This window comes from Coleofasciculus sp. G1-WW12-02 (genome assembly GCF_040219735.1).
Taxonomy (GTDB): domain Bacteria; phylum Cyanobacteriota; class Cyanobacteriia; order Cyanobacteriales; family Coleofasciculaceae; genus Coleofasciculus.
Genome location: NZ_JAVJRX010000116.1, coordinates 111,151 through 123,408, shown reverse-complemented (window position 1 = coordinate 123,408; position 12,258 = coordinate 111,151). Strand labels below are relative to the sequence as shown.

The following is a 12,258-nucleotide window of genomic DNA, read 5'->3' as shown; positions in this document are numbered from 1 at the left end:
GTATCTGAGGCACGAATTCCTAACAAAACGAGCAGTACGAATCATCTCATCCAAGATCGCGTACTGCACGTCTGTTCCTCGTAATTTTGCCTCGAATACTAGCATGGCGGGATTAAATCTATGTCGTTAATTTTAACATAGAACACCAGGGATTGTAAAAAGCGAGTACCGAAGAGTACCCGCTTTTTACTTGGGGGTTCTATAGCTCCCCCAAACCCCTACTTCTCGATAGAATGCGATCGCGATCGCATCTTTACCGATAAACAGCACGAAGGACCGATGGCGTATTGGGTTCATCGCCACCAATTTACTCAAGAATCAGGCAAAACCCGCTTAACCGATACAATTAAATATGGATTACTGGGAGGATGGCTAGTCGAGATGCTACTGGGTTGGTGGGTAGACGCGCAACTCGAAAAACTATTCAGCTATCGTCATCAGGTAACGCAAACCGAGTGCAGCAGAATCGGGAAGCAGACGTAGCCTGCTACATCTCGAAGCAGGGGAGGGGAGATGTGGCGATCGCGAATTTAATGTGAACGTGCTAGCGTGAAAATGAGGGATAATATCAACTCCGGTAGCATCGGTTGTGTATAGTGGGGAAAGGGTAAAAGGGTAAAAGAATACAAGAGTAAGGTTTTTGTCCCAATAACTACAGGTATGATAGACGAACGATACAACAGAAGATGACGTGTAGAGAAGCACAAACTGTTTTCCCATCAATCAATCTAGCGGTTCCTAAGTGCTGATGGTACACCCAGATAAGGGGCGCTCTCCGGGGCACCATCCTTGCGCCCTCACATAAGTACCTCATCCTTATGGGAAACACTATAAACAGGACAAATTTAGACATAGGATCAATTTAAAACCCTAATGAGTGTCTTCACGCTGCAATCCGTTAAAAAAGATTTTGGCATTAAAGAAATCCTCAAAGATGCCAGCTTTAGCCTCGATGTTACCGATAAAGTCGGCTTAATCGGTACCAATGGCTCGGGCAAATCTACTCTATTAAAAATGATTGCTGGACTCGAATCCATTGATGGCGGTCAATTTATTGTCAATCCCGGCGCGAGAATTGCCTACTTACCCCAACAACCTGACTTAGATGAAAACCGCACCGTATTAGAACAGATCTTTGCCGATAGTGGCGAACAGATGAGACTAATCCGGGATTATGAGGAATTATCCCACAAATTGGCACGAAATTCAGACGATAAACAAGTCATGGCGCGTTTATCTCAGGTGACGCAGCGCATCGAAACTCTAGGCGCTTGGGATTTAGAAACCAGTGCCAAAGTCATCCTCACCAAGCTAGGAATTCAAGACTTTGACACGCCAATTGCCAATTTATCCGGAGGTTACCGTAAGCGCATTGCTTTGGCGACAGCATTACTATCAGAACCCGATGTGTTATTGATGGATGAACCCACCAACCATTTAGATGCCATGTCTGTGGAATGGTTACAGGGGTATTTGAAATCCTATCCGGGGGCGATTCTATTAATTACCCACGATCGCTATTTTTTGGATCAAGTCACTAATCGGATTATTGAAATTGACCGAGGTGACATCTATACCTACAATGGCAACTATGCCTACTACTTAGAGAAAAAAGCTCTCGCCGAAGAAGCCGCCGCGAGTCAAGAACGTAAACATCAGGGCGTATTGCGGCGAGAGTTGGAATGGCTCAAACGAGGACCCAAAGCTCGAAGTACCAAGCAGAAAGCGCGAATTGATCGCATCCATCAGATGCAGGATCAAGAGTTTAAACAGGCTCAAGGCAAGGTCGATATTTCGACAGCGAGTCGCCGGATTGGCAATAAAGTAATTGAGTTAGAGAATGTCTCTAAGGGGTATGGCGATCGGATTTTAATCAAAGACTTTACCTACGAATTTAGCCCTGATGATCGCGTTGGTATTATTGGCGAAAATGGCAGTGGCAAATCAACGTTAATGGATATTATCACAGGACGGATTGAACCGGATTCGGGTGAGGTTGATATTGGGGCAACGATTCACTTCGGCTATTTTGACCAGCATTCTGATGATTTATTGGCGGCAATCCAGGAAAATCAGCGGGTAATTGATTATCTAAAAGAAGTAGCAGAATATGTGAAAGCGGGGGATGGAACACTGATTACTGCCTCGCAAATGTTAGAGCGTTTTCTGTTTCCACCGGATCAACAATACATTCCTATTTATAAACTTTCTGGAGGAGAAAAGCGCCGCCTATTTTTGTTACGAGTATTAATGAGTGCTCCTAATGTGCTGATTCTGGATGAACCGACCAATGATTTAGATGTGCGAACGCTTTCGGTGTTGGAAGATTATCTAGAAAATTTCAATGGTTGTGTGATTGTGGTGTCTCACGATCGCTATTTCTTAGATCGTACCGTCAACAAAATCTTTGCCTTAGAGTCAGGCGGGATTCTGCGTCAGTATCCGGGTAACTATTCTGTGTATATTGATTATAAAGAAGCGGAAGCAGCGGCAGCGGCTGAAGAACGTGCTAAAATTCAACAGAAATCAGAAGAGTATAATGGAGCAACGCGGAAGACTCAATCATCTGGTAAGGGGAAACCACGTCGGCTTTCTAATTGGGAACAACGCGAGTTTGAAGAATTAGAAGAAAAGATTCCCCAACTAGAAGCTCAGAAGGCGGAGGTGGAGAAAGCGCTGTATAATGCGTCTCCTGGTAAAGTTAATCAGGTTCAGGAACTTTATCAGAAATTAGCAACCTTGACTCAGACAATTGATACAGCAACAGAACGTTGGTTGGAATTGGCGGAAATTGGGGATTAGTTATTCGTCATTTGTCAAGGAACAGAGAATACAAAGTAAAAATTCAACATTCATAATTCAATGGCATATCAATCTATCGAGAATTACGGCATTATCGGCAATATGCACACCACAGCCTTAGTTGGCTTAGGGGGTTCGATTGACTGGTTTTGCTTTCCTCGCCACGATTCTCCTAGCGTTTTTGCCGCATTACTGGATGCTGAGAAAGGAGGTCATTTTAAGATTTCTCCCTGTGTGGATGGAGTCACTCATAAACAGTTATATTGGCCCGAAACGAATGTGTTGGTGACTCGCTTCTTGGCATCTTGTGGGGTGGGTGAGATTATTGACTTTATGCCTGTTGGTGTACCAGTTAATCAGCAAGGTTATCACTGGTTAGTGCGGCAAGTTAAAGGGGTTCGCTGCCAGATGAAGTTTCGCGTAGAATGTTATCCTGCTTTTAATTATGCCCGCGATCGCCACAAGACGATTCTCTCATCCACGGGGGCGTGCTTTAAGTCGCCGTCTCTGAGTTTGGGATTGGTGACGGATATCCCGTTAAAACAGGATGAGCGCGGCGTTTTTGCCGAATTTACGTTGGAGGCTGGACAAACTGCCGTTTTTGTGCTTCAAGAAACTGACCCGGAGGGGGGTTGTACTTTGCCGCTGCGCCATCAAGAAGCGATTCAACTCTTTGACGATACGGTGGCGTATTGGCGACGCTGGATTGCTAAATGTACTTATGATGGTCGATGGCGCGAGACGGTGGAACGTTCAGCTTTGGTGTTGAAGTTGCTCACCTACGAACCCACGGGAGCAATTATAGCCGCGCCGACTTGCAGCTTACCCGAAATGATTGGTGGTACTCGAAATTGGGATTACCGCTATACCTGGATTCGAGATGCATCCTTTACCCTGTATGCCTTACTCCGTATCGGGTTTACTGAGGAAGCCGCTCAGTTTATGCTTTTCTTGGAAAATCGCTGTCAGGAGTTGGATTCAGATGATCCGTTGCAGATTATGTATGGGATTGATGGATATCATAATCTCGATGAAGAGATTCTGGATCACCTGGAGGGGTATAAGGGATCTTACCCGGTTCGGATTGGCAATGGGGCTTATCAGCAGTTACAGCTTGATATTTATGGCGAGTTGATGGATTCGGTGTATTTGTTCAACAAATATGGAACAGAGATTTCCTATGATTTGTGGCTATCCCTACGGCGGTTACTGAATTGGGTGTGCGATAATTGGCAACGCCAAGATGAAGGAATTTGGGAAACACGAGGGGGACGCAAAGATTTTATTTACTCTAATCTCATGTGTTGGGTAGCCCTCGATCGGGGGTTACGTTTGGCTCAAAAGCGCTCATTTCCGGCAGATCACCAGCGATGGCTCAAGGAACGCGATCGCATCTATGAAGAAATTATGGCAAAGGGATGGAGTGAGGAGCGTCAGGCTTTTGTTCAATATTACGGTAGCACGTCCCTAGATGCCAGTAACCTAATTATGCCTTTGGTGTTCTTTATGTCTCCCACTGATCCCCGGATGTTGAAAACATTGGATGCGATTAATTGCTCACCAGAACTAGGGGGACTGGTTTCGGATAGTTTAGTGTATCGATATAATCCAGAAGAAGCGCCAGATGGTATTTTGGGGACAGAAGGAACGTTTAATCTCTGCACATTCTGGCTAGTTGAGGCGTTGACTAGGGCGGGAAAAGTAGACAAGAAGCGGCTTGACAGCGCTCGACTGATTTTTGAACAAATGCTCAGTTATGCCAACCATTTAGGATTATATGCCGAGGAAACGGGTTCAAGTGGTGAAGCTTTGGGCAATTTTCCCCAGGCGTTTACCCATGTGTCCTTAATTAGTGCAGCGTGGAATCTGAATCGGGCAATTGAGCATAAATTCTAGAGTATCAGTAACCCCCTTTTTTTCACGGCGATTAAAATCGCTGCTACACAAACTTTCGTCCGCCTGCGCGGACTGGATTATAAAGGAGGTAATCAACCCAGATTTGTATTACCCACCGCTAACTGCTATTACACCGACTGACGCTCTAGTGGACTGACCCAGCTAAAATGGTGGAATAGGTTGTAGGTTGGGTTGACGCCAGGAAACCCAACAAAAGATATCGATGCTAGAACTTTTGAAAAACAGTAGCACAATAATCAATGACGCGATCGCTCCTACCTTACCTAACGCCAGAAAACTTTGTAGCGGCTCTCAAGTGCTAACGATACACCCAAATGTAGGGGCGCAAGGCTTGCGCCCTCACATAATTACCTCTGCACGCTTCGGTGGCTGAGGCTATCTAGGTGCTTTATGCCAACCACTGATATGCAGAAAAACATCTTGGCTACTATCATCCGGTTTTATGAAACCAAAACCTCGATCATCTTTCCAGGTTTTTAATCTACCTTTATATAGAATAGGCTTCATGCCAAAATTTTGCTGATTTTTTATAGACATATATTACCATAAAAAAACTTTTGTTTTGCCAGTTTCCTGTTGTCTGTTTCCTTGTCCTTAAATTCCCAATTTAAATGCATGACAGCTTAACGCCCAGCGATATCCTTTTATCTCTGAGGATAATTTCTAGAGTATCGGTTCATCGCATTCGTAGCATTCCTAGGACAGAAGCATTCGCGCCCAGATTGTGCAGTGCTACAGTCAAATGATCATCGCCACCCCAGCAAGCGCAGTACAGGAACCAGCAGATAATAACTCACGCCTAACCAGAACCCTATGGTAATACCGAGTAAACCAAAAAAACTAATGGTATTGATAAAATCTGACCAACTAACATCAGAGAAGGAAAAGATATGAACTAATACCTCCAACGGCAATATATTTAACCGAACTAACCCGGAAAATATCATACCCGTACCCGATGCAGCGACGGCGGCGTGAACCAGGTAATGACTCGGTAACCCTAATCCTAACACCAGGGGAATAACCGCAACAGCCGTGACTAAACCCAGTAAGCGATCGGCAATAGTATAGGATAGGGATACCTGCCAAAGATCCCCCAACCCTGCCAATTGTTCCCTCGGTGAATACGATATTGACGCCTGCCAAATAAACCAACCCACACCATACCCGAAAATCCCGGTTATTCCAGCGATTAGACGCCGTTTCTGTTGACCAAATCCCCCCGCCTCAGTTAATCCCCAAGCCGTTCCCAAACCCGCACAAGCAAACATGATGAGTTCCCGCCAGGGGATAATTTGAATTTCGGGAGCCATTAGAGTCCATTGTCCGATCATCCAATCGGCAAAGCTATCGCCGACAATTGTCCGGTTAATCAAAGCAAACCCAGTGGTTGCGCCAAAAACTGCGCCAATTCCCGCCATCACCATTTCCCCGAGGGTATCTAAGCACGCCAGAACAATGCTAATAAAGACTCGCCATAGCCAGCGCACTAGGCTAAAGATAACTTGAGCGCACGTAATCAGAACTCGAAGAGAAATCTCCTGTGCTGTTCCGGCGGCTTTAGTCAGCGCCTGAAATAATGAGAATGATGAGGAAGACGATTTTCTACTTAAACGGCAATTGACCACTAAACGTCGTTGAATATCGGCGGCTTTAGCGGGTCGTTTTTGGGGATCAAGGCGGATCATACTATCAAGTAAGTTGGCTAAACCCCGACGGACTTTCGTGCGATCGCGCCAGTGAAATTCACCCGTCGCCGGATCTTGTAACTCCGCCAAATCTTGACCTGTGAGTAATTGAATCATGGTACGCCCTAAGGCATAAAAATCAGCCGTCGGTCCCACCACATCCCCCGCAATCTGCTCGGGGGGACTGTAACCTGGAGAAATTAAGCGTGTCGAACAATTCTGTTTCCCCAGGGGTATCGCGCCAATTTGTTTCGCGCCGCCAAAATCAATCGCCACCAGTTGACCTGTCTCCTCTCGAACCATTAAGTTTGATGGTTTAATGTCACGGTGAATAATTCCCAAATCATGTAACTCCTGTAGAATATCAGCCGCTTGGTAGAGCCAATTAATAATCAAGGTTTCCGGACATCCCTGAGGATAACGGTTCAAGATAGCCTCCAGCGTCTCACCGTTTATTTTTTCCATAACCAGACAAGGAAGTAAGCGCTGTTGGCATGTTCCCAAACTTACGGTAAAATAGCTATTGGACTCCACTTTAGGCACACCCGGATGCTTTAGACGTTGCAATACGGCGGCTTCTTGTTCAAAAAGCTGCAACGCCTTGGGTGACGTTTCCACCAAAACTTTCAATACTTTTTCGGTCTGAGCCTGCTGATCCCAAACCGTGTAAATTGCCGCAAATCCCCCTAAACCCAAATGCTGGAGAGGAACGTAGCGATTATTTAGACGCAGCATTGACCCACAACTGCTACAAAACTTAGAGTCCCCAGGTTGAGGATAGGGACGGGGGCAGTTGGGATTAATACAATAGACCGACTTTATAAATGACTGATGCACGATCACCAGCGATAGACGGTGTCTCTCGATTCTACACAATAAATTCCCCAGTCCTTTCGGTAATGGGGACTTAACGCTCTAATTAAAATTAAATATTCTTTGAATATATCCTTTTATTGTATCATGCCACGGGTCTTCCCATTTTAGATTATAAAAGCTTGGCTCTAGGCTTAGTTGAGTCCGGTAGCATACATCAACCTATCTACCCTTGTCGGGTAGGCATCTCCCTTGCCCATAAGGGTGGGCAGGATACCCATCTCACCAGAAAATAGTATTTCTGCAAAAAGAGGGATGTCGCCTTACTGAAAACCTTCATATTATTTTCATAATAATAGTATAAGCTCTGCGTTTTTTTGACAAAATCCAAGAAGCATTATAAATATAAAAGGAATATTATTATTGTCTAGCTATAGATAAAGATTTCGTATAGATTATTTTTATTTAATAAAATCAAGAAAAATTGATGTTATTAATTTAAATAAGGGAATCGATTGTGAAGTTTATACAACGTCTAGTCGATTCAAGTGTGTATGCCGATCCTGGTTGTCAGCGATAGCGAATAGCCATCAAACGATGACTGCTTTCTGGAAATTAACTGACTACACAGATTAACAGCAACATTATGCAACTAGAAACCAACCTAGCTGAGATTGCCGACACATCAATGATGAGCATGCAACATAATCAAAATCTTCCTCATCAAGACCATCCAGTCAAGCAAACTGAACATCTCGGATTATTGGATTTAGTCCCCCATTCAGCGGCAACTCATGTCGCCGTAAATGATGGGTCTTGGTTTGATCCCAATACATGGCAGCAAGGTCAGGTTCCTGGAACTGATGCTAAAGTCGTCATTTCTGAAGGTGTTCACGTCACCTACGACGCCGAGAGTGACACTCGTCTAGAAACCGTGCGTGTGGACGGAACATTGGAATTCGCCCACAACCGCAACACCAAAATAGTCGTAGACACATTCATCGCATCACCGACTAGCACCTTAACGATTGGCAGTGAAGCTAACCCAATTCAAGCCAACACAACTGCCCGAATTGTCATTGCCGACAACGGAGAAATTGATACCAATTGGGACTCAACCCTGATTAGTCGCGGCGTTGTTACTCACGGTAAAGTTAGAATTCACGGTGCAGAGAAACTCGATTTTATATCACTGGCGACAGATGCCTCAGTCGGTGACAATGAACTGGTGTTGAATCTGCCCGATGGCATGAATACACCCATAGGCTGGCGCGTTGGTGATCAATTAGTGTTAGGTGGAACATCCTACAATCCCGACGGTTCTGATGAAGATAACAGTCGGTTTCAAGATGAGGTGCTAACCATCACCGAAATTAACGGCAACCGGATTAAATTTACCAACAACGACATTACCTCTGGTGATAATAGCATCCTCCGATTTGACCACCAGCGTCCCCAGGGATTCGAGGACGAGGACTTAAAGCTTTACATTGCCAACACCAGTCGGAACGTTATCTTCGAGACCGAAAACGCTGAAACCGTACCCACTCAGCAACGGGGTCATGTGATGTTCATGCACAACCCCGATGTCGAGGTACAAAACGCTGGATTCTACAACCTAGGACGAACGGATAAAAATAGGTTGACTGATGACCCAATAGAAAATGTCGATGGTTCACCCGGTTCCGGGACAAATCCCCGTGGGCGATATGCCTTGCATCTCCATCGTACTGGGGCTGAGGATATTAATAGCACCCCCTCTCTGGTCAAAGGTAACGCCATTGTTGGCAGTCCGGGTTGGGGACTGGTGCATCATGACAGCCATGCCGTCTTAGAAGACAATGTTGTGTTCGACGTAGTAGGTTCCGGAATTGCCGCAGAAGCCGGAAATGAACTCGGTGCGTGGCGCAATAACATTACCATCAAAACTACAGGCGATGACCGTCCCCAAGCCGATTTTGATCTTTCGCCTCGCGTCCCGCTATTTGACTTTGGCTTTAATGGCGAGGGTTACTGGGTGCAGGGGGCTGCCCAAGTGGAAATGGTAGATAATATCGCTATTAGTGCCGCAGGTGGTGGTATTAATATCTTCAGTGGAGTTGATCAGGTGAGTCGTGTCAGAGACGCGGACACGGTTGCGGTTAAAAACCTATCACCGGAACTGCAATTCCTCTCCCAGGCTTCCTATGATAACGATGATCCAAACACCCTGGATGTAACCAACGTACCCCTACGTCGTTTATCTGGTTTCGAGAGTTATAACTCGGATTTGGGTATCGTCTTCTGGAATCACATGCGGAATAATGATGGTCAGTTGGGTTTTAACGGTCCAGGCACAAAAGAAGCCCATGACGCTCGCTCCCTGGTTGATAATTTCAAACTTTGGAATATCTATGGCGAGGGTATCTTTTTACAATACAGTTCACAGATTGATTTTGTTGATGGATTGATTGTCGGTAACCCAGAAAACCCTGTTCCTTTAAAGAAAGGAATAAACGGTAACGGTCGTGGTCATGGTATTGGTAGCAATACACTGTCTCAAAACCTTCTCTATAAAAACCTTCGCATCGAAGGATTTGAGCATGGTGTTCGTTTACCAAATGAAGGTAATAGGAGTAAATTAGTACCGTTTTTGGGTTCACGCCTTGAAGACAGTTATCTTGCAAACAATACCTATAACCTATCAAAAAAGGAGCATCAAGGTGACTTGCATGCCTTCCCAGATTCCTTCGATATCGTTAACACCGAATTTAACATCTCTGGTGCCAATATCGCTCCTACTGCTACTTTGAGCTATGAATCAATCGGCAGTCAGGGTGTTGTGACGTTTGATGCTAGTGATTCGTTCGATAGTGATCCACCAGAGGCACTAGAACTAGAAGGCAACGCGATCGCAAGTTACGGTTGGGATTTCGATAATGATGGTAATATCGACGAATTCGGTCGCCAAGTCAATCACAAATTTGACTCAACAGGTTCTCACGATGTTAGCCTGACTGTTTGGGATAGCCAAGGCGCAACCAGTACCATAACTCAACAGGTTCAGGTAATCCCAACACCATACCCTAACCTGATTACAGACGGCACGTTTAGTACCACTAGCGAATTGGGAAGGGCAATCAACCATACCTTTGACAGCACACGGACTAGTGAGGGCTGGATTGGGAACAATTGGTTACTCGATTCCAATATCGGCAATGGCGGTGCTGCGGTTGTCTCAGGTTCATGGAATGCCGGAATCGGTCAGATCTTTTTAGATAACGGTAGCCGACGTGGTAAGCAGACTCTCAGCATTGATATCAAAAACACCGAAGACACCAATAAAGCCAATGAAATTACCGTCAGTGTCTGGGGTGTCGATGGAGAATTTATGAGTACAGCCGGAAATCTCGACGGTCCCCAGCAGACTGGAGCGATCCCGATGACGAAGGAGAAGCTTTTGCAGCAGACTGTGGGTGGCTCTACTTTTGATTGGACAAGTTTCAATTGGGATGTAGATTTCGGCGAGGGTTACGAGTTCATCACTGTTCAAGTTGTCGCCAACGGAGTTCACCCGGATAATGGCGACTTCATTGCCATTGACAATATTTCTATCGGCGATCCTCCCGTTAATGGTAACGGTAACGGTAACGGGTTAAAAGCCGAATACTACAATAACCGCGATTTTACTGACTTAGCGCTAACTCGCACTGATGAAACCGTTAACTTTAACTGGGGTTCAGGTTCACCGGATGCAGCGATAGACTCCAATACCTACTCGGTACGCTGGACAGGTTCAGTCGCCCCCCTCTACTCAGAAACCTACGAATTCTTCACCAACTCGGATGATGGTGTACGCCTCTGGGTAGATGACCAACTACTGATTGATAATTGGACAAATCATGGGGCTACAGAAAATAGGGGTACAATTGACCTGCAAGCGGGTCAACAGTATGACATCCGCATGGACTACTACGAGAACTTTGGCAAATCAGTGGCACAATTGTTGTGGTCAAGTGAGAGTCAAGGTAAGGAGATTATTCCGGAATCTCAGCTTTATTCCCCTACTGTTACTGCTGCGAGTACAGATGTTAGTGATAACAGTCAAGGTAAGGAGATTATTTGGGAATCTCAGCGTTCTTCTCCTACTGTTGCTGCTGCAAGTCCAGATGTTAGTGGTAACGGTACAGGTTTAACTGCCGAATACTACAACAACCGCAATTTTACGGACTTAGCACTAACTCGCACTGATGAAACCGTGGACTTTAACTGGGGTTCAGGGTCACCGGATGCGGCGATAGATTCCGATACCTACTCGGTACGTTGGACAGGGTTTGTGGAACCCCTTTACTCAGAAACCTATCAGTTCAAAACCTCTTCTGATGATGGGGTTCGATTGTGGATAAATGACCAACTCCTGATTGATAATTGGACAGACCATGGAGTTACCGATAATCGTGGCACGATTGACCTACAGGCGGGACAACAGTACGAAATTCGCATGGAGTACTATGAAAACAAAGGAAAATCAGTAGCACAACTGGCTTGGTCAAGTGAGAGTCAATCGGAGGAGATTATCCCCCAAAGTCAGCTTTATGCTGCTAATTACAATGATTTTTCAGTGAATGAAACGATACAGAATAATGCTGGTACGTTGACAACTGTTGAGTCGGTGAGTGATGAACTTTTAGGCAATACAAGTGTTGATGTCTTCGACAATAGAGGAAACCCTCATCTGTTTATTGAGGAAGAGAACGGCAGTAATCAGGGTTTTGATGCTTCAATTGGGCAACCGACTTTAGCCAGTCATCAAGAAGTATTAGACTCCTTTACTGCGAGTGAAGCGATGCCAATTAACCTGATGAACAGTATCGGGATAGGATACTCTTCCACCAATGAGACGGTTGAAGCCCTCATTGAAATGCCCCAAGCTGAACTGCTGATGGTTCCAACTCTTGTGTAATATCAGATCCGGTTAAGTTTAGACGACGAGGGTGATATCGCAATCGCCATAGCGGTTAGGAAGCATCTTATGGTAGAGACGTTGCATGCAACGTCT

The 12,258-nt window shown here is 45.3% G+C and carries 6 protein-coding genes; 4 read left to right on the top strand and 2 right to left on the bottom strand.

From position 1 onward, the window contains the following. Window positions 1-279 precede the first annotated feature (279 nt). The 3 genes from RID09_RS19350 (at window position 280) to RID09_RS19340 (ending at window position 4,698) form a co-directional block, all read left to right on the top strand. Complete coding sequence (locus RID09_RS19350) at window positions 280-483, top strand: hypothetical protein (protein WP_446337553.1); 204 nt, start codon at window positions 280-282, stop codon at window positions 481-483. A gap of 390 nt (window positions 484-873) precedes the next feature. Continuing rightward, window positions 874-2,802: an ABC-F family ATP-binding cassette domain-containing protein gene (locus tag RID09_RS19345; RefSeq protein ID WP_446337552.1), complete on the top strand. Its 1,929-nt coding sequence runs from the start codon at window positions 874-876 to the stop codon at window positions 2,800-2,802. Window positions 2,803-2,862: 60 nt separating this feature from the next. Then, on the top strand, window positions 2,863-4,698 hold the full coding sequence (locus RID09_RS19340) for a glycoside hydrolase family 15 protein (protein WP_446337551.1): 1,836 nt from the start codon (window positions 2,863-2,865) through the stop codon (window positions 4,696-4,698). 396 nt (window positions 4,699-5,094) lie between these two features. Here RID09_RS19340 and RID09_RS19335 read toward each other — a convergent pair whose 3' ends face one another. Both RID09_RS19335 and RID09_RS19330 read right to left on the bottom strand, forming a co-directional pair. Next, window positions 5,095-5,226 (bottom strand): cold-shock protein, encoded by a 132-nt coding sequence (locus RID09_RS19335; RefSeq protein ID WP_446337556.1) that lies wholly within the window; start codon window positions 5,224-5,226, stop codon window positions 5,095-5,097. 239 nt (window positions 5,227-5,465) lie between these two features. Then, window positions 5,466-7,244, bottom strand: coding sequence for a serine/threonine protein kinase (locus tag RID09_RS19330; protein WP_446337550.1), 1,779 nt, complete (start codon window positions 7,242-7,244; stop codon window positions 5,466-5,468). A 622-nt stretch (window positions 7,245-7,866) separates the two neighbouring features. Here RID09_RS19330 and RID09_RS19325 point away from each other — a divergent pair. Then, the gene (locus RID09_RS19325) at window positions 7,867-12,162 is read left to right on the top strand and encodes a PA14 domain-containing protein (protein WP_446337549.1); all 4,296 of its coding nucleotides are present in this window, start codon (window positions 7,867-7,869) and stop codon (window positions 12,160-12,162) included. The last annotated feature ends 96 nt before the right edge of the window (window positions 12,163-12,258 follow it).

Bases quoted from the DNA above. Each gene is read 5' to 3' on its own strand.
- RID09_RS19350 (WP_446337553.1), top strand. From the start codon at position 280: ATGGCGTATTGGGTTCATCGCCACCAATTTACTCAAGAATCAGGCAAA.
- RID09_RS19345 (WP_446337552.1), top strand. From the start codon at position 874: ATGAGTGTCTTCACGCTGCAATCCGTTAAAAAAGATTTTGGCATTAAA.
- RID09_RS19340 (WP_446337551.1), top strand. From the start codon at position 2,863: ATGGCATATCAATCTATCGAGAATTACGGCATTATCGGCAATATGCAC.
- RID09_RS19335 (WP_446337556.1), bottom strand. From the start codon at position 5,226: ATGAAGCCTATTCTATATAAAGGTAGATTAAAAACCTGGAAAGATGAT.
- RID09_RS19325 (WP_446337549.1), top strand. From the start codon at position 7,867: ATGCAACTAGAAACCAACCTAGCTGAGATTGCCGACACATCAATGATG.